We start from the raw sequence: 23,682 nt of genomic DNA, 5'->3' as shown, positions 1-23,682 counted from the left end.
CGGTGCTATGGGTGGGCAGTGATTAGGCTCCCTACCTATGAGTAGCGCTTCTGACCCCCTGGCGCCCCTGGGCGCACTCCCGGGCGTCGCCGAGTCCGTGGATTCCGTACGCAAGGCGGTGGACCGGGTCTACGGGCACCGCGTCATGCGCCGGCGCAGCGGGGAGATCGCCTCGGAGGCCGCCCTGCGCGCCGCCCGCGGGAGCGCGGCCCTGTCGGGGGCCGACTGGGCGCTCGAGGAGGTGCGGCGCCGCACCGACTTCGGAGCGGAGGTCGAGGCCCGTACGGTGGGCGCCGCGCTGCGGCTGACGGCGGAGGCCGGTCAGCTGCTGAGCATCTGGCGCCAGTCGCCGCTGCGGGTCCTCGCGCGGCTGCACCTGGTGGCGTGCGGTTCGACGGAGGCGGGTGACGTGGTGGGCCGGCCGCGCCTGGCGGGCGAGCCGGTGGACGAGCCCCTGGTCGGGCTGCCGCTGCCGAGCGCCGACGAGGTCGCGGGTCGGCTCGACGGCCTGTCCCGGCTGATCATCGCGGGCGGATCCGGTCCGGCCCTGATCACGGGAGCGGTGGTGCACGGCGAACTGCTGGCGCTGCGCCCGTTCGGCTCGTACAACGGCCTGGTCGCGCGGGCCGCCGAGCGGATCGTGCTCATCAACAGCGGTCTCGACCCGAAGGCGATCTGCCCGGCGGAGGTGGGTCACGCGGAGCAGGGGGAGCGGGCCTACCTGGAGGCCTTCGAGGGATACGTCTCCGGCACCCCGGAGGGCATGGCGGCGTGGATCGCGCACTGCGGTCGGGCCGTCGAGCTGGGGGTGCGGGAGTCGACCGCGGTCTGCGAGGCGCTCCAGCGCGGCGCGGCGTAGGGGGGCGGTCGGCGGGGCGTGCGCCGGGTGCCGTGCGTCGCACGTCGTCCGGCGAACCGCGGGTCCCGGACACGGGTTGCGGCGACACCCGTACCGCTCTGGTGTCGCCGCTGGCATTCGCGCCCAGTTACCAAGCGTCCTCGATAGTTGCCCATCAGGTCGGGAGCTTTGCCCGGTTACCTGGTGCGGCTGGCCCGTAATCGACGGGTCGACGTCGCGTGGGTGCTCGGCGTTCATGCTTCGGTCCGTGGGCCTTACTGCGTTTTAAAGATGATCCTCTCGGATGTTCTTTGGTCTCGCGGGCCGTTGACTCCTTTGTACTCCGCTTCCGGGTGGAGCGAAACCCCTGGCCGCAGATCTTTACTTTCCGGGGCGAGGTGGGGCGATCCGGACAGCCCTTGTCCGCCCAGGTGGGGCGGGCCGCCGACGGGGGTCGGGTGCTCCCGGGCGACGCGGGCACCCGACCGCGGGGGTGGGCTACGGGGGCGGGCCGGGTCAGGCGGAGACGCCGGCGAGGCCGGACCGGCGGCGGCTGGCGTACCAGACCAGTCCTGCGGTGGCGGCGGCCGCGCCGACCGCGACGGCGGCGACCAGCGCGGGGCGCGCCGTCATGGACAGGCCGGGCAGTCGCTGCTTCAGTCGCACCGGCTTGTCGAACACCAGCACCGGCCACTCGCGGGCGACGGCCTCGCGGCGCAGCGCCCGGTCGGGGTTGACCGCGTGCGGATGTCCGACCGCCTCCAGCATCGGCACGTCGGTGATCGAGTCGCTGTACGCGTAGCACCGCGCGAGGTCGTACCCCTCGGAGCGGGCCAGCTCGCGCACGGCCTCCGCCTTCGTGGGTCCGTAGGCGTAGTACTCGATCTCGCCGGTGAAGCAGCCGTCGTCGCCGACCACCATGCGGGTGGCGACGACCCGGTCCGCGCCGAGCATCTCGCCGATGGGCTCGACGACTTCGGCGCCGGAGGTCGACACGATGACCACGTCACGCCCGGCGGTGTGGTGGGCCTCGATGAGCGACGCGGCCTCGTCGTAGATGATCGGGTCGATCAGGTCGTGCAGGGCTTCCGCGACGATCTCCCGGACTTGCTGCACGTTCCACCCCTTGCAGAGGGCGGACAGGTACTCCCGCATCCGCTCCATCTGGTCGTGGTCGGCGCCGCCGGCCAGGAAGATGAACTGCGTGTACGCGGTGCGCAGCACGGCCCGCCGGTTGATCAGGCCACCCTGGTAGAAGGACTTGCTGAACGTCAGAGTGCTGGACTTCGCAATGACCGTCTTGTCCAGGTCGAAGAAGGCTGCGGTCCGAGGCAAGGAGTGCGGCAAGGGCTGATTTTCCACGACCCGAGCATATGCGCCCACCATTCGGCGTAAGGTGTGGCGCGTGGGTTTGCCTGAGAAGGCTCTCGGGTACACCATGGAAGTCACGGATCGTTCGCGACCGTGCTAACCCGGTCTGGCTCCTCCCCCCCCGAGTCGGACCGTGGGGACGACCCCCGCTCTCCCCCCCGGCGGGGGTCGTCGCATGTCCGGACGCGGTTCGCGTCCTCGATGCCCGGCCTTCAGTGATCATTCCTGTGGCCCTCCGCTCTCGTTCGGCCCATCCGGCGCAGGCCTTCACTCCCCAAACTCGTCACTCTGCGTAGTTGTTCCGGAGCGCTCCGGAACTCACCTGATGGGGTGGCGGAGTTATTCACATCGGTGTTCTCGTCCACAGTTTTGGAGCAAGATCCACTTCTTTTTCCGGATCGGTCCACGGTGATTCCGGCCGCGAAGTCCGCGGTTCGTGGATTTGTTGTGAGAAGGGGGCGGAGACCGTGGCCGGATCGAAGTCGTGTGAAGCGCCGGTGCCCGTGGTGGAGGGCGCGAGCGGGGTGGCGGGCCGTACGGGCGGGGTCCTCCCCGCCGGCGGGCGGCCGCTGATCATCACCGAGGACCCGCTGTTGTTGGACGACCTGTTGCGCCTGTGTGCCGCGGCGGGCGCCGAAGCGCATGTGCACCACGCGGTGCCGGAGCAAAGCGGAGCCGGGGGCATCGGGAGGGTCGGGGGTGTCGATGGCGTCGGGGGCGTCGGCTGGGAGTCCGCTCCCCTCGTCCTCGTCGGGCACGACGCCGCCCGCCGGGTGGGCGGGGCGCCCCGCAGGGACGGGGTCCTCCTCGTCGGCCGGGACCTCGGCGACCCCGGGATCTGGCAGCGCGCGGTGGAGATCGGCGCCGAGGAGGTGCTGCGCCTGCCCGAAGCCGAGAACCGCCTCGTCGACCGCATCGCCGACGTGGTGGAGGGCGCCGGCCAACCCGCCCTCTCCGTCGGGGTGATCGGCGGCAGCGGCGGGGCGGGGGCCTCGACCCTCGCCTGCGCCCTCGCCCTGCGCGCCGCCCGCGGCGGCCGGCGCACCGTCCTCGTCGACGGCGACCCCCTGGGCGGAGGCGTGGACGTCCTGCTCGGCGGCGAGGGCGCGGAAGGCTCGCGCTGGCCGGACTTCGCCGCCTCGCGCGGCAGGGTCGCCGCCCGGGCCCTGGAGGAGTCCCTGCCCGAACTGCACGCGCTGCGCGTACTGAGCTGGGACCGGGGCGAGCGGGTGGTGGTGCCACCCGCCGCGACGAGGTCGGTCGTGGCCGCCGCCCGCCGACGCGGAGGGGTCGTCGTGGTCGACCTCCCCCGCCGGATCGACGAGGCCGTGGCCGAGATGGTGGCCCAGCTGGACCTCGTCCTGATGGTGGTGCCGGGCGAACTGCGGTCGGTGGCCGCGGCGGGCAGGGTCGCCGCCGGGGTCCACCCGGTGGCCCGCGACATCCGCGTCGTCGTACGGGGCCGCTGCCGCGACGGCCTCGACCCGGAGGCGGTGGCCCGACTGCTCGGGGCGCCGCTGGCCGGTCAGGTGCCCGTCGAGGTGGGGCTGCCCGGGAGGGTGGCAGAAGGGGAACCCCCGGGCGCCCGGGGCGCGCTGGCCCGGTTCTGTGACGGCTTCTGGCAGCGGGCCCTCGGCCCCGACCGGGGGGTGTCGGCATGAGCGCGGTGCTGCTGGACGCGGTGCGTCGGCGGCTCGCCGAGAGCGGCGCCGAGCCGACCCCGGCCCGGGTCGCGGCCGCGCTGCGCGAACAGGGCCGACTCCTCGGTGACGCCGAGGTCCTCGGGGTGGCCGCGCAACTGCGGTCCGAACTGGTCGGCGCGGGCCCGCTGGAGCCGCTGCTCCGCGACCCCGAGGTCACCGACGTCCTCGTGGCCGCCCCCGACCGGGTGTGGGTGGACCGGGGCGGCGGACTGGAACTCACCGCCGTGACCTTCGCCGACGCCGAGGCCGTGCGCCGGCTGGCCCAGCGGCTGGCCGCCGTCGCCGGGCGGCGCCTGGACGACGCCAGGCCGTGGGTGGACGCGCGCCTGCCGGACGGCACCCGGCTGCACGCCGTGCTCCCGCCCGTCGCCGTCGGGTCCGCGTGCCTGTCCCTGCGGGTGGTGCGGCCCAAGGCCTTCACCCTGGACGAGCTGGTCGCCGCCGGAACCCTGCCCCCGGGCGGGCAGAGGCTCCTGCGCGACATGGTCGAGGCCCGACTGTCCTTCCTCGTCTCCGGCGGCACCGGGACGGGCAAGACCACCCTCCTCAGCGCGCTGTTGGGGCTCGTCGGGCCCGGGGAACGGATCGTGCTGGCCGAGGACTCGGCGGAACTGCGCCCCGACCATCCGCACGTGGTGCGGTTGGAGACCCGGCCCGCGAACCAGGAGGGCGCCGGCCTGGTCACCCTGGCCGACCTGGTCCGCCAGGCCCTGCGGATGAGGCCGGACCGGCTCGTGGTCGGTGAGGTGCGCGGGCCCGAAGTCGCGGACCTCCTGGCCGCCCTGAACACCGGTCACGAAGGGGGCTGCGGCACCGTGCACGCCAACGCCGCGGCGCACGTGCCGGCCCGACTGGAGGCTCTCGGCACCGCGGCAGGACTCGACCGGGCCGCCCTGCACAGCCAGTTGGCGGCCGCGCTGGACCTGGTGGTGCACCTGGTCCGGGACCGGGCCGGCCGGCGCCGGGTCGCCGAGGTGCACGTCCTGGACCGGGACCCGGCCGGGCTGGTGGTGACCGTACCCGCGCTGTGCTGGGGCGCCCGCGGATTCGTGCGCGAGCGGGGCTGGGCCCGGCTCGGGCCGCTGCTGGGAGGTGTCCGGTGAACGCGGGGTCCCTCGGGTCGGTGCCGGTGTTCGCCGGGGTGCTGTGCGCGGGGGCGGCGGCCTGGACCTTCGCGGGCGGAGGGGGCGCCTCCCGCCGGGTCCGGGTGGTCCTCGCGGGCGCCGGGCCCCTGGAGGGCGGCCCTCCCCCGCTCGGGCCGCGGCTCGTGTCGGCCCTGCGGGTCCGGGCCGCGCGGTGGCCGGAGTGGGCCGCCCTCGGTGTCGGGCTGGTGGTCGCCGTGGCCGGTGGTTCCCCGATCCCGCTGCTGCTGGGAGCGGCCGCCGTCCCCCTGGTCCGGGGCGGGCTCCACGCCCGGCGCGGGGAGCGGGAGCGCGCCGGGCGGGCCGCCGCGGTGGTGGCGCTGTGCGGGGCGGTGGTCGGCGAGTTGCGGGCGGGTGCCCAGCCCGGCCGGGCCCTGACCGTGGCCGTGCGGCGCGCCGCCGCCGGGCCCGGAGGTCTCGGCCCGGCCGAGACGGGAGTCCTGGCCGCGGCCGCCTTCGGCGGAGAGGTCGCCGAGGCGCTGCGCCAGGCGTCCCGGGAGCCGGGGGCCGAGGGGCTGGCCGCGATGGCCGCCTGCTGGCGCGTCTCCGTGGACGGGGGTGCGGGTCTGGCCGCCGGGCTGGACCGGCTGGAGGGCGCGCTGCGGGCCGAGCGGGACCGCCTGGATTCGCTGCGGGCCCAGTTGGCCGGAGCCCGCTCCACGACGGTGGTCCTCGCCCTGCTGCCGCTGGTGGGCCTGCTGATCGGCACCGGGCTCGGGGCGGATCCGCTGCGGGTGCTGCTGCACACGCCCGTCGGGTGGGGCTGCCTGCTGGCGGGCGGGGTGCTGGAGGCGCTCGGGCTGCTGTGGTGCCGCCGGATCGTCCGGACGGGGGAGCGGTGACGGCCATGACGATCCACAGGGTGGGGACGGTGCTGTGCCTCGCGGCGGCGGTGTGGTGCCCGGTGTGGGCGGTGGCGGCCGGGCTGGGGCGCCGGGCGAGGCGGCGCAGGCTCGCGGGCCTGTTCCCCGCTGCTCCGGTCCGGCAGCGGCCCGCCGCGGGGCTCCGGCACCGGGCGGCGCTCCGCGGGTGGGCCGCGCCGGTCGGGGCGCTGGTCGCGGGCTGGGTGCTGGTCGGCGGGGTGGTGGGGGTCCTGGCGGGATGCGGGGCGGCGTTCCTCGTACGACGCCTCCTCGCCCGGTCGCGGCCCGCCGAGGCGGTCGACCACCGCGAGGCGGAGCGGCAGTTGCCCTACGCCGCGGACCTGCTCGCCGCCTGCCTGGCGGCCGGGGCGGGGCCGGTGGAGGCGGCCGAGGTCGTGGGGGAGTCCCTGGGCGGCCCGGTGGGGGAGTCCCTGGCGCTCGCCGGCGCCGAGGTGCGCCTCGGCGGCGAACCGGGAGCGGCCTGGGGGAGATTGGCGCGGCTCCCCGACGCCCGGGAGCTGGCGGAGTGCCTGGAGCGGGCCGCGCGCAGCGGGGCGCCCGCCGCGGAACCGGTGTCCCGCCTGGCGGCGGCCCTGCGGGCGGAACGCGCCCGTCGGGCGTCCGCGAGGGCGGGGCGGGCGGCGGTGCTCGTGACCGCTCCGGTCGGGCTGTGCTTCCTCCCCGCGTTCCTCGCGGTGGGAGTGGCCCCGGTGGTGATCGGAATGGCCTCCGGGCTGCTGAAGGGCGGCTGACGGGCCGACGGAAAGGCGACGTGACGGAATCGGAGTGGGGAGAGGGGCGGAAATGGCGAACGGAACGGCGGGGGGAACGGGGTGCGGAAGCCGGCGAAGATCCGTCTGGACGTATCCGTCGATCGGTAGGGATCACAAACCGACATCACATCAAGAACTTAATCCCACAGGAGGTTGTCATGAGGATCGTCCGGAATCGGCTGCGCGCCCTGCTGAGCGGTCGGCGGGCGGACGCGGGAATGTCCACTTCGGAATACGCCATGGGCACGATCGCGGCCTGTGCGTTCGCCGCCGTTCTGTACAAGGTGGTGACGAGCGACGTGGTTTCGGCGGCGCTCCAGTCGACCATCGGGAAGGCGCTCGATGTGCCCTTCTGAGCGGAAGTCGGCAATCTCCGGGGACCGCGGTTATGTGACGGCGGAGGCGGCCGTGGTCATTCCGGCACTGGTGTTGTTCGCGGCGCTGCTGGTGTGGGCGTTGATGGCCGCGGCCGCGCAGATCCGGTGCGTGGACGCGGCCCGGGCGGGCGCGCGGGCCGTGGCCCGGTCGGAACCGGTGGAGGCGGCGGTACGGGTGGCCGCCTCGGCCGCACCGCCGGGCGCGGAGGTGGAGGTGGAGCGTACGGGGGACCTGTGGCGGGTCCGGGTGTCCGCGCCCGCGCCGGGGCCGCGCGGACTGCCCGTCCGGCTCGGGGCGGGGGCGGCGGCCCTGGCGGAGGACAGCGTGGGAGCCGACGGGGCGGGGGCGCCGCCGTGAGCCGGGACCGGGGGTCGGCGACGGTGTGGGCCACGGTGGCGGTGACCGTGCTGGGGGCCGTCTTCGGGGGCGTGCTGCTGCTGGGGCAGGCCGTCGTCGCGCGGCACCGGGCGGGCGCGGCGGCCGATCTGGCGGCCCTCGCGGCGGCGCTGACCTGGGCCCGTGGCCCCGAGCCGGCCTGTGCGGCGGCCTCGCGGGTCGCCGGGGCGCAGGGGGTGGTGGTGGTCGGGTGCCGGGTCGGGGGCGAGGTCGTCGAGGTCTCGGCCCGGGTCCGGGCGGGTCCCTTCGCCCCGACCGTCCGGGCCCGGGCGGGCCCGCCCCTCGCGCCGGAGCCGGCACCGACCCTCATCCGACCGGCCCGGTCCGGGGCGCCCCCCTCCGCGGTCCCCGTCCCGCTCGCTTCCGCCTCCGCAGGCCCGTCCCGGTCGGGTCGGTTTCCGCGGGCCCCGGTCGGTTCCGCCGTCCCGGGCGCCGGCCCGGTCGGCCCCCGTTCGGGGGTGCCCGGTCCGGCGGGTCCGCCCTGACGGGCTCCGGGTGCGTGGTCAGGGGGTCGGGGGCGGGCGCGGGGTGGTCGGCGGGTCGGCCAGGAGGCGGGTGAGGAGGCGGACGGCGCCGCGCTTGTGCAGGGGGTCGTTGCCGTTGCCGCACTTGGGGGACTGGATGCAGGACGGGCAGCCGGCCTCGCACTCGCAGGCGGCGATGGCGTCCCGGGTGGCCGTCAGCCAGGCCCGGGCCGTGTGGAAGGCCCGCTCGGCGAAGCCGGCGCCGCCCGGGTGGCCGTCGTAGACGAACACCGTCGGCAGGAGGGTGTCCGGGTGCAGGGGGACGGAGACCCCGCCGATGTCCCAGCGGTCGCAGGTCGCGAACAGCGGGAGCAGCCCGATCGAGGCGTGTTCGGCGGCGTGGAGGGCGCCGCCGAGGATCTCCGGTGTGATCCTGGCCTCGTCGAGCTGGTCCTCGGTGACCGTCCACCACACGGCCCGGGTGCGCAGGGTGCGCGGCGGGAGGTCCAGTTTGGCCTCGCCGAGCACCTCCCCGGTGATCAGTTTCCGCCGGAGGTAGGAGACGACCTGGTTGGTGACCTCGACGGAGCCGTAGCAGAGCCGGGCCGAGCCCCAGGGGATCTCGGTCTCGGTCTCCAGGATCGCGATGGAGGTGGTGTCGCGGGCGGTGGTGGAGAAGGGCGGGGAGGACTCCTCGACCAGCGCCACGGAGTCCTCCAGGTCCAGGTGCTTCACCAGGTAGGTGCGGCCCTGGTGCAGGTGGACGGCCCCGTCGTGGACGGCGGAGTGGGAGGCGGCCTCGTCGACCGTGCCCAGCAGCCGGCCTGTGGCGGCCTCCACGATCTGCACGGGGCGGCCCCCGCCGCCCCGGATGTCGGTGAGGTCGCAGGCCCGCTCGCGGCGGGTCCAGTGCCAGGCCGCGGTCCGCCGGCGCAGCAGTCTCGCCGCCTCCAGCTGCGGCAGGAGGCCGTGTGCGGCCGGGCCGAAGAGGTCCAGGTCGGCCTCGGTCAGCGGCAGCTCGGCCGCGGCGGCGCACAGGTGCGGGGCCAGGACGTACGGGTTGTCCGGGTCCAGCACGGTGGCCTCCACGGGCCGCCGGAACAGGGCCTCGGGGTGGTGGACCAGGTAGGTGTCGAGGGGGTCGTCACGGGCCACCAGCACCGCGAGGGCGCCCTGTCCCGAGCGGCCGGCGCGGCCCGCCTGCTGCCACAGGGAGGCCCGCGTGCCCGGGTACCCGGTGATCAGTACGGCGTCCAGCCCGGAGACGTCCACGCCCAGCTCCAGGGCCGTGGTGGCGGCGAGTCCGAGCAGGTCCCCGGAGTGCAGGGCCCGCTCCAGGGCGCGCCGCTCCTCGGGCAGGTATCCGCCCCGGTAGGCGGCGACCCGCCGGGGCAGGGACCGGTCGACCTCCGCGAGCCGCTCCTGAGCGATCACGGCGATCAGTTCCGCGCCGCGCCGCGACCGTACGAAGGCCACGGTGCGGACGCCCTGGACGACCAGGTCGGTCAGCAGGTCGGCGGTCTCCGCGGTGGCCGTGCGGCGTACGGGGGCGCCCTTCTCGCCCTTCAGGTCGGTCAGCGGCGGCTCCCAGAGGGCGAAGACCACCTCGCCGCGCGGGGAGGCGTCGTCGGCGACCTCCACGACCGGCACGCCCGTCAGCCGGGACGCGGCGGCCGCCGGGTCACTGGCGGTGGCGGAGGCCAGCAGGAAGACCGGTTCGGAGCCGTAGCGGGCGCACAGCCGCCGCAGCCTGCGCAGGACCTGGGCGACGTGCGAGCCGAAGACCCCCCGGTAGGTGTGGCACTCGTCCACGACGACGTACCGCAGGGCCTTCAGGAAGGAGGCCCAGCGCGGGTGGGAGGGCAGGATCCCGCGGTGCAGCATGTCGGGGTTGGTCAGCACCAGGTTGGCGTACTGGCGCACCCATTCCCGCTCCTCGAAGGGGGTGTCGCCGTCGTACACGGCCGGGCGTACGGCGTTCCCCAGGGGCGCGGCCAGTTCCCGCACGGCCCGCCGCTGGTCGGCGGCCAGAGCCTTGGTGGGGGCCAGGTACAGGGCGGTCGCCCCGCGCCCGCCCGGAGCCCCCGCCCCGTCCACGAGGGCGGAGAGCACGGGCGCGAGGTAGGCCAGGGACTTCCCGGAGGCGGTTCCTGTGGCGATCACCACGGATTCGCCGTCGAGGGCGTGCTCGGCGGCCGTGGCCTGGTGCTCCCACGGATGTTCGATGCCGGCGGCCTGGATCGCCGCCACGACATCCGTTCGAATGCGGTCCGGCCACACTGCATGACGACCCGCCCGAGGGGGCAAGTGCTCCGTATGGGTGATGCGCGCAGCCCGGGAAGGCCCCCGTGACAGACGGTCCAGAACCGTGCCGGGGGTGGGTCGAGGGTGCTCCGGTGCCGTGGCCGGACCGGGGCCGTGAGTGTTGGCCATTGGAACCGAGTGTGTCACCGGCGTGCGGGACAATGGGCCCAAGGCGTCGTGCGCGCCTGCCGGTAAGTGATTGAATGCCATCGCGGCAGCCGATCCCTCCCCTTACCTTCGGGTGGGGAGGCCCCTGGGGGGCGCCGCTCGATAGCAAGGTGCTGGAGGATCCGTGGACCTGTCCCTGTCGACTCGCACTGTCGGCGACCGCACGGTCGTAGAGGTCGGTGGCGAGATTGATGTGTATACCGCGCCCAAGCTGCGCGAGCAGTTGGTGGAGTTGGTGAACGACGGCAGCTACCACCTGGTTGTCGACATGGAGCGAGTGGACTTCCTCGACTCCACCGGCCTCGGTGTGCTCGTGGGAGGCCTCAAGCGCGTTCGCGCGCACGAGGGCTCGCTGCGTCTGGTCTGCAACCAGGAGCGCATCCTGAAGATCTTCCGCATCACCGGTCTGACCAAGGTGTTCCCGATCCACACGAGTGTGGACGACGCCGTCAACGCCACCGACTGACGGCTTCCGGCGGCCGCCTCCCCGGCGGTCGCCGGCGCCGACGAGGAACGGGGGTCGCGGGCCGTGTTCGGTCCGGACCCCTGTCAAGGCACGCCCGTAGTCCGAGGGGGACGCACATGGCCACCGTTGAACTGCGCTTCAGCGCCCAGCCCGAACACGTCAGGACGGCCCGCCTCGTCGCGGCCGCCGTGGCGCGCAGGGCGGGTGTGGAGGAGGCCGTCCTCGACGAGGTCCGCCTCGCCGTCGGTGAGGCCTGCTCGCGTGCCGTCGGACTGCACCGCAGCAACGGGCTGACCGCGCCCGTCCGGGTCGTGCTGACCGAGGAGGAGAAGTCGTTCTCCATCGAGGTCGGCGACGAGGTCCCCGGACCGGCCGGCGGTTCGTCCGCCACCGTGCCCGGCATCGCGGCCGTCCTCGACCCGGACATCGACGGCGAGGACGAGATGGGTCTCGCGGTCATCAGCGGCCTCGTCGACGACGTCGCCGTGACCACCGGGGAGGCGGGCGGGACGATCCGCATGAGCTGGCCGATCTCCGGCCACGTGGACCTTTCCTAGCCGCTCCGGCCCCACGGGCCGGCGCGCCGTGGCTCCGCCCCCGCGCGGCGGACGGCGAGCGCCCCGCCCGGAGCGAGCCGCCCCCGGGGCTGCCGCGCACGGGTGCGTCGTATCTTCCGATCTTTTTCAAGGCCCTGCTGAGCAGGGCCTTTTTCATTTCCCCGGATAAACCTCCGAAGCCTGATCGATCGTCAATGCCTTTGCCCCATTACTTCTTTTGAGGGTAAAGGAGTGACGTGAGCCATTGCTGAGGAGCGAGACCGGGCCAATTCCGTTTCCCGCCCACTGTTTTGATCAGGTCGCGCTCCCTACAATCCGTCCACATCTTGAGCTCATCACGTCAAGGAGGACGAATGACGGGGCTCTTCACCCCTATCGCGCCCGATCGTGTCGACGATCTGGCAGCCGCAGTGCTCACCGAAGACAATCGGCTGATCGTTTTCGTGATCGCGGGAGTCGCTCTCGCCGCCCTCGTCGTCGCGCAGATCCTGGTGCGCCAGGTACTCGCCGCCGACGAGGGAACCGACAGCATGAAGAAGATCGCGGCAGCCGTTCAGGAAGGCGCCAACGCCTATCTCGGACGCCAGTTGCGCACGCTCGGCATCTTCGCCGTCGTGGTCTTCTTCCTGCTCTTCCTGCTCCCGGCCGACGACTGGACGCAGCGGGCGGGGCGTTCCGCCTTCTTCCTCGTCGGCGCGCTGTTCTCGGCCACCACCGGCTACATCGGCATGCGCCTCGCGGTGCGGGCCAACGTCCGCGTCGCCGCCGCGGCCCGTGAGGCCACCCCGGCCGAGGGCGAACCCGCCAAGGACCTGACCGACGTGGCCCACAAGGCCATGAAGATCGCCTTCCGGACGGGTGGCGTGGTCGGCATGTTCACCGTCGGCCTCGGCCTGTTCGGCGCCTCCTGCGTCGTCCTGGTCTACGCCGCCGACGCGCCCAAGGTCCTGGAGGGCTTCGGCCTCGGCGCCGCACTGATCGCGATGTTCATGCGCGTCGGCGGCGGCATCTTCACCAAGGCCGCCGACGTCGGCGCCGACCTGGTCGGCAAGGTCGAACAGGGCATTCCGGAGGACGATCCGCGCAATGCCGCGACCATCGCCGACAACGTGGGCGACAACGTCGGCGACTGCGCGGGAATGGCCGCCGACCTCTTCGAGTCCTACGCCGTCACCCTCGTGGCCGCGCTCATCCTCGGCAAGGCCGCGTTCGGCGACCTCGGCCTGGCCTTCCCGCTGATCGTCCCCGCCATCGGCGTCATCACCGCCATGATCGGGATCTTCGCGGTCGCGCCCCGCCGCTCCGACCGCTCCGGGATGACCGCGATCAACCGCGGGTTCTTCATCTCCGCCGTGATCTCGCTCGTCCTCGTGGCCATCGCCGTCTACGCCTACCTGCCGGCCACCTACAAGGAGCTGGTCGGCGTCGAGGACGCCGCGATCGCCAACCACGCCGGGGACCCGCGCCTGCTGGCCCTCGTCGCCGTCGCCATCGGCATCGTGCTCGCCGCCCTGATCCAGCAGCTCACCGGCTACTTCACCGAGACCAACCGGCGTCCCGTCAAGGACATCGGCAAGTCCTCGCTGACCGGACCCGCCACCGTGGTCCTCGCCGGCATCTCCGTCGGCCTGGAGTCCGCCGTCTACACGGCGCTCCTCATCGGCCTCGGCGTCTACGGGGCGTTCCTCCTCGGCGGCACCTCGATCATGCTCGCGCTGTTCGCGGTCGCCCTCGCCGGCACCGGCCTGCTGACCACCGTCGGCGTCATCGTCGCCATGGACACCTTCGGCCCGGTCTCCGACAACGCCCAGGGCATCGCCGAGATGTCCGGCGACGTCGAGGGCGCCGGCGCGCAGGTCCTGACCGACCTCGACGCCGTCGGCAACACCACCAAGGCCATCACCAAGGGCATCGCCATCGCCACCGCCGTCCTGGCCGCCGCGGCGCTCTTCGGCTCCTACAACGACGCCATCGTCGGCGCGGTGAAGGAAGTCGGCGCCAAGGCCGGGGAGATGAACCTCAGCCTCGACATCGCCCAGCCCAACAACCTCGTGGGCCTGATCCTGGGCGCGGCGGTCGTGTTCCTCTTCTCGGGCCTGGCCATCAACGCCGTGTCCCGCTCCGCGGGCGCCGTCGTCTACGAGGTGCGCCGGCAGTTCCGCGAGCACCCCGGGATCATGGACTACAGCGAGAAGCCCGAGTACGGGCGCGTCGTGGACATCTGCACCAAGGACGCGCTGCGCGAACTCGCCACGCCCGGCCTGCTCGCCGTCCTCACGCCGATCGCGGTCGGCTTCTCGCTCGGCGTCGGCGCGCTCGGCTCCTTCCTCGCGGGCGCCATCGGCACCGGCACCCTGATGGCCGTCTTCCTCGCCAACTCCGGTGGCGCGTGGGACAACGCGAAGAAGCTCGTCGAGGACGGCCACCACGGCGGCAAGGGCAGCGAGTCGCACGCCGCGGTCGTCATCGGCGACACGGTCGGCGACCCGTTCAAGGACACCGCGGGCCCGGCCATCAACCCGCTGCTGAAGGTGATGAACCTGGTGGCGCTGCTGATCGCCCCCGCCGTCGTGCAGTTCAGCTACGGCGAGGACACGAGCGCGACCGTACGGGGCATCGTCGCGGCCATCGCGATCCTCGTCATCGTCGGGGCCGTCTACGTCTCCAAGCGCCGCGGCATCGCCGTCGGGGACGAGAGCGCCGGCGGGAACGCGGAGCGGGTGGCCCAATCGGCCGGTCCGGCCGTGGTCTCCTGACACCGGGGCCCCGATCGCGGGGCCCCGACAGCCCGGACGACGGGCGCACCGGGCCCACCGGCCCGGGGATGCGCCCGAACGGCGGACGGGCGGCGCGGACCGACGCGCCGTCCGTCCGCCTTTGCGCGTGCCCGGATGGCGGGCGTGTATCTTCCGGGCCGAGAGCCTTCGAAGGGACCAATCCGGTGAACAAGAAGCTTGCGGCCGCGGTGTCCGGCGGTGCGGTACTGATGCTCGTCCTGTCCGGCTGCGGTGGTGGCGACGACAACGGCGACAAGAAGGCCGAGGCCTGGGCCAAGAAGGTCTGCGACAAGTGGGAGCCAGAGCTCACCAAGATCAAGGACACCAACGACGAGCTGAAGCGCGTCGCGACGCAGAGCAGCAAGCCCGAAGAGGTCCAGAAGACCGACTCGGCCGCCTTCCAGACGCTGTCCGACGCCTACAAGACCATGGGCGGGGCGCTGACGGCCGAGGGCGAACCGCCGGTCAAGGACGGCAAGTCCGCCGCCGACGCCGTCGTGAAGAGCTACGACGAGATCTCCAAGGGCTACACCGATCTGAAGACGAAGATCGACGCCCTGGACGCCAAGGACCAGGCGAAGTTCGCGGAGGGCCTCCAGCAGGTCGCCGGCGGACTCAACGCGGTCGCGGCCAACGAGACGGCGAGCAAGGAGAAGCTCAAGTCGTCCGGGCTGAAGGTGCTCAACACCCAGAAGGGCTGCCAGGTCACCACGCCCCAGTAGCCGCTCGGCGCCCGCGCCCCGCCCGGGGCGCGGGCGGGTCCCGGGCCCCGGCCGCTCGGGGACGTCCCGGCCCCTCGGAGGACCGACCGCCCTGGCGCGCGTCGCGGGATCGTACGCAATGCCGGTACGGGCGGCCACAATGGACGCGTGAGTACCACCAGCCTCCCCCAGCCGCAGCCCGAACGCGCCGCCGCGCTCCGCGCCGCCCTGCTCGCCGCCGGCTTCACCGCCGACGGACTGCTCGACCTCCTCGGCGCCCCCGCCTACGCCGCGCTCGCCCGCAGCGAGACGGTGCCCGCCCTGCGCGCCACCCGCGCCCACGGGGACGGCCCGCTCGCGAGCCTGGTGCGGCTGTTCCTCCTCCAGAACCCCGTGCCCTACGTCCACGCCGCGCAGGCCCTGCCCGTCGAGGACGCGCTCGCCGACGGCTGGCTGCGGCGCGAGGGCGACGAGGTGCACGCCACCGTGGACGTGCGCCCGTACGGCGGCCCGGACGGCGAGGACTGGTTCATCGTCTCGGACCTCGGCTGCGCCGTCGGCGGGGCCGGCGGCATCGGCAGCCGCGAGGAGGGCGTGGTCCTCGGCGTCGGCGGAGCCTCCACGACCCTGGCCGGGATCACCGTCCGGATCCCCGTCGCGACGGCCCTCGACCTCGGCACCGGCTCCGGCATCCAGGCGCTGCACGCCGCACAGCACGCCACCCGGGTCACCGCCACCGACGTCAACCCCCGCGCCCTGGAATTCACCCGTCTGACGCTGGCGCTCTCCGGGGCGCCGGAGGCCGAACTGTTGGCCGGATCCCTGTTCGAGCCCGTCGGCGAGGCGACGTTCGACCTGATCGTGTCCAACCCGCCCTTCGTGATCTCGCCCGGCGCGCGGCTCACGTACCGGGACGGCGGCATGGGCGGCGACGACCTGTGCCGGACCCTCGTCCAGGAGGCGGGCGCCCACCTCAACCCGGGCGGCTACGCCCAGTTCCTCGGCAACTGGCAGCACGTCGAGGGGGAGGACTGGCACGAGCGGGTCCGCTCCTGGGTGCCGCGCGGCTGCGACGCCTGGATCGTGCAGCGCGACGTGCAGGACGTGACGCAGTACGCGGAGCTGTGGCTGCGCGACGCGGGCGACCACCGCACCGACCCCGCCGAGTACGCGCGGCGCTACGAGGACTGGCTGGACGAGTTCGAGGCCCGCAAGACCAAGGCCGTCGGTTTCGGCTGGATCACGCTGCGCCGCAGCGACGCCGCCGAACCCTCGATCGTCGTCGAGGAGTGGCCGCACTCGGTCGAACAGCCGCTCGGCGAAACGGTCCTGGCGCACTTCGCCCGCCAGGACTACCTGCGCGAGAACGACGACGCGGCGCTGCTGGCCGGGTACTTCCGGCTGACCGCGGAGGTCGTCCAGGAGCAGGTCGGCGCCCCCGGGGCGGAGGATCCGGAACACGTGGTGCTGCGGCAGAACCGGGGGATGCGCAGGGCGACCAAGGTCGACACGGTCGGCGCGGGCTTCGCCGGAGTGTGTGACGGGTCACTGAGCGCGGGGCGGATCCTGGACGCCATCGCACAACTGATGGAGGAGGATCCGGTCACCCTGCGGGACCGGACCCCGGAGGCGATCCGCATGCTGGTGGAACAGGGCTTCCTGGAGCCGGTCCGGCAGGCGTAGCCCGGTCGGACCGTATGCCGCGACGGGCCGCGCCGGCCCGTTCGGGGGCGGCCCTTCGCCGTGACGTAACCCGGGGTTCGTCCGCCGTATCCCCGCGGCCGGCAGGCTCCTGGACACAGCGGGATCCGGGGGGATCCGGCGCGGCCCAGGGGTAAAGGGGAACGACATGGAGCGCGGTCCGGCGATCTTCGCGGCAACCGTCTTCCTGCTGTTCGGAGCCGCGCTGCTGGTCTGGACGGGAGCGCGCGCCCTGCACCGCGCGCCGGTGGCCGAGGGCGTGCGCCCCGTCGTGGCCGTACCGCTGGCGCTGCTGGCCGGCGCGGGCTCGCTGGCCCTCGGGGTCTGGTGCCTCCAGCGGTTCTGAGGCGCGTACCCGCGATGATCCTCCGAGGGGTGTGAAACCCGACGTCGAGGCGGGTGCGGGGGCGGGGCCAGACGGCCCTTTGGCCACTCGGCCCGGTGACCGGGAGGGGCCCGGCGCGGCATCCGGGCGGCAGAAATGGCACTTGTCGGGTTACCGTTCGAGTGGCCGTTGCGGGCTTGTGCCGTTTGACACGGGGGCGGGTTGTACCGTCACACTCCGCAGCGTCGCCGTACCGCGACCGAGTGCCGACCGGAGAGAAGAGCCAAGTTGTCCCCGACTAGCGAGACCGCAAAGGGCGGCCGCCGACTCGTCATCGTCGAGTCCCCTGCCAAGGCGAAGACGATCAAGGGCTACCTCGGCCCGGGATACGTCGTCGAGGCGAGCGTCGGGCACATCCGCGACCTCCCCAACGGCGCGGCCGAGGTCCCCGACAAGTACACCGGCGAGGTCCGTCGCCTCGGCGTGGACGTCGAGCACGACTTCCAGCCGATCTACGTCGTCAACGCCGACAAGAAGGCCCAGGTCAGGAAGCTCAAGGAGCTGCTGGCCGAGTCCGACGAACTCTTCCTCGCCACCGATGAGGACCGCGAGGGCGAAGCCATCGCGTGGCACCTGCAGGAAGTCCTCAAGCCCAAGGTCCCCGTCCACCGGATGGTCTTCCACGAGATCACCAAGGACGCGATCCGCGACGCCGTCGCCAACCCGCGCGAGCTGAACCAGCGCATGGTCGACGCCCAGGAGACCCGCCGCATCCTCGACCGCCTCTACGGCTACGAGGTCTCGCCGGTCCTGTGGAAGAAGGTCATGCCGCGCCTGTCGGCCGGCCGCGTCCAGTCGGTGGCCACCCGCCTCGTCGTCGAGCGCGAGCGCGAGCGCATCGCCTTCCGCTCCGCCGAGTACTGGGACCTGACCGGGACCTTCTCCACCGGCCGCGCCGGTGACCCCTCCGACCCGTCGTCGCTGGTCGCCCGCCTGAACACGGTGGACGGCAAGCGCGTCGCGCAGGGCCGTGACTTCGGCCCGAACGGGCGGCTCAAGAGCGAGGTGCTGCACCTCGACGAGGCGAACGCCCGCGCCCTCGCCGCCGCGCTGGAGGGCGCCTCCTTCGCGGTCCGGTCGGTCGAGTCCAAGCCGTACCGCCGCTCCCCGTACGCCCCCTTCCGCACGACGACGCTCCAGCAGGAGGCCTCGCGCAAGCTGGGCTTCGGTGCGAAGGCGACCATGCAGGTGGCCCAGAAGCTGTACGAGAACGGCTTCATCACCTACATGCGTACCGACTCCACCACGCTGTCGGACACCGCCGTCTCGGCGGCGCGGGCGCAGGTCACCCAGCTCTACGGGGCCGACTACCTGCCGGAGAAGCCGCGCGTCTACGCGGGCAAGGTCAAGAACGCGCAGGAGGCGCACGAGGCGATCCGGCCTTCGGGTGATCGTTTCCGCACTCCGGCCGAGACCGGTCTCACCGGCGACCAGTTCCGCCTGTACGAGCTGATCTGGAAGCGGACCGTCGCCTCCCAGATGAAGGACGCGACCGGCAATTCGGTGACCGTCAAGATCGGCGGCCGGGCGAGCGACGGCCGCGACGCCGAGTTCAGCGCCTCCGGCAAGACGATCACCTTCCACGGCTTCATGAAGGCCTACGTCGAAGGCGCCGACGACCCGAACGCCGAGCTCGACGACCGCGAGAAGCGGTTGCCGCAGGTCGCCGAGGGCGACGCGCTGAGCGCCGAGGAGATCACCGCCGACGGCCACTCGACCAAGCCGCCGGCCCGCTACACCGAGGCCTCGCTGGTCAAGGAGCTGGAGGAGCGGGAGATCGGCCGCCCGTCGACGTACGCGTCGATCATCGGCACGATCCTCGACCGCGGCTACGTCTTCAAGAAGGGCACGGCGCTCGTCCCGTCCTTCCTGTCGTTCGCCGTGGTGAACCTCCTGGAGACACACTTCGGGCGGCTCGTCGACTACGACTTCACCGCGAAAATGGAGGACGACCTCGACCGCATCGCGCGGGGCGAGGCCCAGTCCGTGCCGTGGCTGAAGCGCTTCTACTTCGGCTCCGAGGACGCCTCCGAGGTCGTACCGGCCGACGGCGACCACCTCGGAGGCCTGAAGGAGCTGGTCACGGACCTGGGCGCCATCGACGCCCGGGAGATCTCCTCCTTCCCCGTCGGCGACGGCATCGTCCTGCGCGTCGGCCGCTACGGGCCCTACGTGGAGCGCGGCGAGAAGGACGCGGAGGGCCACCAGCGGGCCGACGTGCCCGACGACCTCGCTCCGGACGAGCTGACGGTCGAGTTCGCACAGGAACTGTTCGCGAAGCCGAGCGGTGAGTTCGAGCTGGGCACCGACCCGATCAGCGGGAACCAGATCGTCGCCAAGGACGGCCGCTACGGCCCGTACGTGACGGAGATCCTCCCCGAGGGCACGCCGAAGACCGGCAAGAACGCCGTCAAGGCGCGCACGGCCTCGCTCTTCAAGTCGATGTCCCTGGACACGGTCACCCTCGACGACGCCATGCGCCTGATGTCGCTGCCGCGCGTGGTCGGTCTCGACGCCGAGGGCGTCGAGATCACCGCCCAGAACGGCCGCTACGGCCCGTACCTGAAGAAGGGGACGGACTCGCGGTCGCTGGAGACCGAGGACCAGCTCTTCTCGATCACCCTCGACGAGGCGCTGGCCATCTACGCCCAGCCCAAGCAGCGCGGACGCGCCGCCGCCAAGCCCCCGCTGAAGGAACTGGGCACCGACCCGGTCAGCGAGAAGCCGGTGGTGGTCAAGGACGGCCGCTTCGGTCCGTACGTGACGGACGGCGAGACGAACGCGACCCTGCGCCGCGACGACGACGTCGAGACCATCACGCCGGAGCGCGGCTACGAGCTCCTCGCGGAGAAGCGCGCGAAGGGCCCGGCCAAGAAGACCGCGAAGAAGGCGCCCGCGAAGAAGGCCCCGGCGAAGAAGGCGACGGCGGCCAAGAAGACGACCGCCGCGGCGAAGAAGACGGCGGCGAAGAAGACCACGACCGCCAAGAAGACGACGACCAAGACCGCGGCGGCGAAGAAGACGACCACGAAGGCCGCGGCGACGGACGAGTAGGCACCGGCGCGGACCGGCGGACCGCCGCCGCCCGGCCGACGCAGAAGGGCCCCGCGCGGATCGCGCGGGGCCCTCGCGCGCGTTCGGCGCGGGCGGGGCGGGTCCCTCCGGGGCGGGTCGGGTGCGAGTCGGGGGTGCGGTCGGGGCGGGCCCGGGGAGGGCCCGGTCCGGGGCCGGTCCGGGCGGCCGGCGAAGGTGGGTGCCGGGTCACATCCGGCTTTGTCCACAGGCCACGGCAGCGGCCTTGCGCAGCGGATAGGCTGGGCGGATGACGCGAGCCGAGCAGCCAACGGTCGTGACCGCCCCCGAGAACCCCACCTACGACGAAGCCCTCGCCGCGGACTCCCGCGAGCGGGCGGTGCGCGCCCTGCTGCGCACCCCCGGGCTGCGTCGACTGTGGAGCGCCCAGCTGGTGACCGGCATCGGTGATGCCCTCGCCCTGCTGGTCCTGGTGCTGTTGACCCTCCAGGCGGCCGTCACCGCAGGTCCCGACCTGTTCGGCGGCGGATACCGGGGAGCGGCCCTCGCCGTCGCCGCGGTCTTCGCCGTGCGGGTCCTCGCCACCGTGCTCTTCGGCGCCGTCCTGCTGGGACCCCTCGCCCGGCTCACCGCCCCCGGCGGGGCGCTCGACCGCCGCTGGACCATGGTGGGCGCCGACGGGCTGCGCATCGCCCTGTTCGTCGTCGCCCCGCTCTGGCTCGACTGGATCCCGGCCCACGCGACGACCGTGCTGCTGGCCACCGTGTTCGTCTCCGGCGCCGCCGAGCGCGTGTGGACCCTGGCCAAGGAGAGCGCCGCGCCCGCGCTGCTGCCGGCCGTGCCGCCGGAGGGGGCGACCGTACGGCCGCTCCCCGACCACCTCGACGCCCTGCGCCGGTTGACCCTGCGCACCGCCTTCGCGGCGCTGCCCGTCGCCGCCGCCTCGCTGCTCGTGGCCACCCTGGTCGGGCGCGCGCTCGGGCTCGGGGTGGACTGGTTCGCCGCGAACCAGGCCGCGCTGGGCTCGTACGTCGCCGCCGGCCTCTTCGCCGCCTCCGTCTCGCTGCTGGTCCCGCTGACCCTGCCCGCGACGAAGACCCCGAGGCCGCGTTCCCCGCTGGAGGGGCTGCGGGCCCCCAAGACGGGCGACCGGCCCGAGAAGGGGCGTACGGGCGCAATCCCGCTGCTGGTGCTGACCTGCGCCGCCGTCGCCGGGGCCATCGCCTCCGCCGCCTCCGTCTCGGTCCTGCACGCCTTCGACCTCGGCGGCGGCCCGTCCACGTACGCCCTGCTGCTGCTCGGCCTCGTCGGCGGCACCGCCCTCGGCATCCGCGCCAACCAGGCCGGCAAGGTGCTGCCCGCGCTCTCGCGGCGCCGACTGCTGGCCCTGGCCACCGCCGTGGCCGGGCTCGCGCTGCTGCTGACCGGACTGGTCCCGGACACCGCGACCGTGGTCTTCCTGGCCCTGCTCGCCGGATTCGCCGCCGGCGTCGCCGCCAACACCGGACACACCCTGATCGACCAGGAGACCGAGGAGTTCCGCCGGGCCCGGGTCACCGAACACCTCCAGGCCGTGGTCCGGGTCGCCGTGGCCCTCGGCGCCGTCGCCGCACCGCTCGTGGCGGCCGGCATCGGCCCGCACCGGCTCGGCGGCGGCGACGGCCTCCCCACGCACGGCGGAGCCGCCTTCACCCTCGTACTGGTCGGCCTCCTGCTGCTGCCCGCCGCCGGGATCGTGCTCGCCAGGGCCGACGACCGCGGCGGCGTACCGCTGCGCCGCGACCTGCGCGACGCGCTGCGCGGCGGGGAACCCGTACAGGCCCCCTCCACCACCGGCTTCTTCATCGCCCTCGAAGGCGGCGACGGGGCCGGCAAGTCCACCCAGGTGGAAGCCCTCGCCGACTGGATACGGGGCAAGGGCCACGAGGTCGTCGTCACCCGCGAGCCGGGAGCCACCCCCGTCGGCAAGCGGCTGCGCTCCATCCTGCTCGACATCTCCTCCGCCGGACTGTCGAACCGCGCCGAGGCGCTGCTGTACGCCGCCGACCGCGCCGAACACGTCGACACCGTGGTCCGGCCCGCCCTGGAGCGGGGCGCCGTCGTCATCTCCGACCGCTACATCGACTCCTCGGTCGCCTACCAGGGCGCCGGCCGCGACCTGTCCCCGACGGAGATCGCCCGGATCTCCCGCTGGGCCACCGACGGCCTCGTACCGAACCTGACCGTGCTGCTCGACGTCTCGCCCGAGACCGCCCGCGAGCGCTTCACCGAGGCCCCGGACCGGCTGGAATCGGAGCCCGCCGAGTTCCACCGGCGGGTCCGCGCCGGCTTCCTGACGCTCGCCGCCGCCGACCCCGGCCGCTACCTCGTGGTCGACGCGGGCCAGGACCCCGGCTCGGTGACCACCGTCGTACGCCACCGCCTGGACCGGATGCTTCCGCTCTCCGAGGCCGAGGTCGCCGCGCAGCTCGAAGCGCGCCGGCTCGCCGAGGAGGAGGCCCGGCGCAGGGCCGAGGAAGAGGCCGCCCGCAAGGCCGAGGAAGCCCGACTGAAGGCCGAGGAGGAGGCCCGCCTGGCCCGGGAGGCCGAGGAGGCGCGGATCAAGGCCGAGGCGGAGGCCGCCGAGGCCCGCCGCGTCGCGGAGGCGGAAGCCGCCCGCAGGGCCGAGGAGGAGCGCCTGCGCCTGGCGGAGGAGGCCCGCGTCAAGGCCGAGGCCGAACGGCTGCGCGTCGAGGCCGAGGAGCGGGCCCGCGCCGCCGAGGCCGAGCGGATCCGGCTCCAGGAGGCGGAGGAGGCCCGGCTGCGCGCCGAGGCCCAGGCCCGCCGGCTGGAGAAGCAGCGTCGGGCGGAAGAGGCCCTGCTGCGCGCCGAGGAGGCACGCCGACTGGCGGAGGCCTCGGCCGCCGCCGCTGCCGCCGCGGCGGCGGCTTCGAAGCCCGCGGTGCCCCCGGCACCCCCCGTGTCCCCGGCCCCTCCGGCCGCCCCGGCCGCCGCTCCGGAGCGGGAGCCCGCGCCCAGGGTGGAGATGCGCAAGGAGCCGTCGCCGACGGAGCGGGCGCCCGGGGTGCCCGCGCGGGGGGAACCGCGCCCGGACGAGGCCGTCACCGTCGAGACCCCGGTGGTCAAGCGGGTCGTGCGGCCCGACGACGTGACGCAGACCGTCCCCGTCCCCGTCATCGACCCCGACGCGCGCGCCGTCGACGAGACGGCCGTGCTGCCGCCCTACCGGCCCGACGGCCCGGACGCCGGCGAAGGCTCCGGCGAGGCCCCCGCGGCGCCGTCGGCGCGCCGTACGCGTCCGACCGGCTCCGCACGGACCGGCTCCGCCTCCCGTCCGACCGCCCGGCGCCCCGAGGAGAACCCGACCGACCGGGTGCCGCCGGGGATCTTCCGCGACACCGGCAACGACGTGACCCGCGAGCTGCCGGTCCTCGGCGACGACGGCCACCCGCGCCGGACCCCGTCCGACTGGGCGGAGGCCACCCCGATGGACGACCTGCCGACGCTGGCCGACGAACTGCTGGGCCCCCGCCCGGACCACGACGGCGACGACGACACCGACGGACGGCGCGGGCGCCGCTGACGCGGCCCGACCCCCGCCCGGGCCGGCGGGGGTTGTCGGTGGCGGGCGCCACAATGGGAGCCGGGCCACGGCACGGCAC

At 74.0% G+C, this 23,682-nt stretch carries 18 protein-coding genes; 16 read left to right on the top strand and 2 right to left on the bottom strand.

The features are described from left to right. Nucleotides 1-37 precede the first annotated feature (37 nt). Nucleotides 38-859: a Fic family protein gene (locus ACZ6ZI_RS08525; RefSeq protein WP_469517937.1), complete on the top strand. Its 822-nt coding sequence runs from the start codon at nt 38-40 to the stop codon at nt 857-859. 495 nt (nt 860-1,354) lie between these two features. On the opposite strand, the gene ACZ6ZI_RS08520 is transcribed toward ACZ6ZI_RS08525, so the two are convergent. After that, nucleotides 1,355-2,224, bottom strand: coding sequence for an HAD family hydrolase (locus tag ACZ6ZI_RS08520; protein WP_363057195.1), 870 nt, complete (start codon nt 2,222-2,224; stop codon nt 1,355-1,357). A 491-nt stretch (nt 2,225-2,715) separates the two neighbouring features. On the opposite strand from ACZ6ZI_RS08520, the gene ssd reads away from it, so the two are divergent. The 7 genes from ssd (at nt 2,716) to ACZ6ZI_RS08485 (ending at nt 7,949) form a co-directional block, all read left to right on the top strand. Then, nucleotides 2,716-3,870, top strand: a complete 1,155-nt coding sequence (gene ssd / locus ACZ6ZI_RS08515; protein ID WP_469518643.1) for a septum site-determining protein Ssd — start codon at nt 2,716-2,718, stop codon at nt 3,868-3,870. Then, the gene (locus ACZ6ZI_RS08510; RefSeq protein WP_469517935.1) at nt 3,867-5,015 is read left to right on the top strand and encodes a TadA family conjugal transfer-associated ATPase; all 1,149 of its coding nucleotides are present in this window, start codon (nt 3,867-3,869) and stop codon (nt 5,013-5,015) included. Before ssd ends, ACZ6ZI_RS08510 begins: the two co-directional genes overlap by 4 nt. After that, a complete protein-coding gene (locus ACZ6ZI_RS08505; protein WP_469517933.1) occupies nt 5,012-5,896 on the top strand; it encodes a type II secretion system F family protein in 885 nt (294 codons plus the stop codon). The genes ACZ6ZI_RS08510 and ACZ6ZI_RS08505 overlap by 4 nt, the downstream gene beginning before the upstream one ends. 5 nt (nt 5,897-5,901) lie before the next feature. Further along, nucleotides 5,902-6,669: a type II secretion system F family protein gene (locus tag ACZ6ZI_RS08500; protein ID WP_469517930.1), complete on the top strand. Its 768-nt coding sequence runs from the start codon at nt 5,902-5,904 to the stop codon at nt 6,667-6,669. Between the two features lie 179 nt (nt 6,670-6,848). After that, complete coding sequence (locus ACZ6ZI_RS08495; RefSeq protein WP_363057203.1) at nt 6,849-7,046, top strand: DUF4244 domain-containing protein; 198 nt, start codon at nt 6,849-6,851, stop codon at nt 7,044-7,046. Continuing rightward, complete coding sequence (locus tag ACZ6ZI_RS08490) at nt 7,033-7,425, top strand: TadE family type IV pilus minor pilin (protein WP_469517928.1); 393 nt, start codon at nt 7,033-7,035, stop codon at nt 7,423-7,425. The genes ACZ6ZI_RS08495 and ACZ6ZI_RS08490 overlap by 14 nt, the downstream gene beginning before the upstream one ends. Then, nucleotides 7,422-7,949, top strand: a complete 528-nt coding sequence (locus ACZ6ZI_RS08485; RefSeq protein WP_469517925.1) for an Rv3654c family TadE-like protein — start codon at nt 7,422-7,424, stop codon at nt 7,947-7,949. The genes ACZ6ZI_RS08490 and ACZ6ZI_RS08485 overlap by 4 nt, the downstream gene beginning before the upstream one ends. Nucleotides 7,950-7,967: 18 nt before the next feature. On the opposite strand, the gene ACZ6ZI_RS08480 is transcribed toward ACZ6ZI_RS08485, so the two are convergent. Continuing rightward, on the bottom strand, nt 7,968-10,442 hold the full coding sequence (locus ACZ6ZI_RS08480) for a DEAD/DEAH box helicase (RefSeq protein WP_469517923.1): 2,475 nt from the start codon (nt 10,440-10,442) through the stop codon (nt 7,968-7,970). Between the two features lie 82 nt (nt 10,443-10,524). On the opposite strand from ACZ6ZI_RS08480, the gene bldG reads away from it, so the two are divergent. The 8 genes from bldG to tmk all read left to right on the top strand — a co-directional run bounded on the left by bldG (nt 10,525) and on the right by tmk (nt 23,603). Continuing rightward, nucleotides 10,525-10,866, top strand: a complete 342-nt coding sequence (bldG, locus tag ACZ6ZI_RS08475; RefSeq protein WP_042812494.1) for an anti-sigma factor antagonist BldG — start codon at nt 10,525-10,527, stop codon at nt 10,864-10,866. 116 nt (nt 10,867-10,982) lie between these two features. Beyond that, nucleotides 10,983-11,423 (top strand): ATP-binding protein, encoded by a 441-nt coding sequence (locus ACZ6ZI_RS08470; protein WP_469517920.1) that lies wholly within the window; start codon nt 10,983-10,985, stop codon nt 11,421-11,423. Between the two features lie 353 nt (nt 11,424-11,776). Continuing rightward, on the top strand, nt 11,777-14,179 hold the full coding sequence (locus ACZ6ZI_RS08465; protein ID WP_469517918.1) for a sodium-translocating pyrophosphatase: 2,403 nt from the start codon (nt 11,777-11,779) through the stop codon (nt 14,177-14,179). Between the two features lie 185 nt (nt 14,180-14,364). Further along, nucleotides 14,365-14,922: a small secreted protein gene (locus tag ACZ6ZI_RS08460; RefSeq protein ID WP_469517916.1), complete on the top strand. Its 558-nt coding sequence runs from the start codon at nt 14,365-14,367 to the stop codon at nt 14,920-14,922. Nucleotides 14,923-15,069: 147 nt separating this feature from the next. Continuing rightward, the gene (locus ACZ6ZI_RS08455; protein WP_469517915.1) at nt 15,070-16,584 is read left to right on the top strand and encodes a DUF7059 domain-containing protein; all 1,515 of its coding nucleotides are present in this window, start codon (nt 15,070-15,072) and stop codon (nt 16,582-16,584) included. 166 nt (nt 16,585-16,750) lie between these two features. Continuing rightward, nucleotides 16,751-16,948 (top strand): hypothetical protein, encoded by a 198-nt coding sequence (locus ACZ6ZI_RS08450; protein WP_363057219.1) that lies wholly within the window; start codon nt 16,751-16,753, stop codon nt 16,946-16,948. A 267-nt stretch (nt 16,949-17,215) separates the two neighbouring features. Further along, nucleotides 17,216-20,041, top strand: a complete 2,826-nt coding sequence (gene topA / locus ACZ6ZI_RS08445; RefSeq protein ID WP_469517912.1) for a type I DNA topoisomerase — start codon at nt 17,216-17,218, stop codon at nt 20,039-20,041. 268 nt (nt 20,042-20,309) lie between these two features. After that, complete coding sequence (gene tmk, locus ACZ6ZI_RS08440) at nt 20,310-23,603, top strand: dTMP kinase (RefSeq protein ID WP_469517910.1); 3,294 nt, start codon at nt 20,310-20,312, stop codon at nt 23,601-23,603. The last annotated feature ends 79 nt before the right edge of the window (nt 23,604-23,682 follow it).

The organism is Streptomyces sp. NPDC103540, assembly GCF_055584445.1.
The sequence above is the reverse complement of the archived record's forward strand: the minus strand, read 5'-3'. Positions and strand labels throughout refer to the sequence as shown.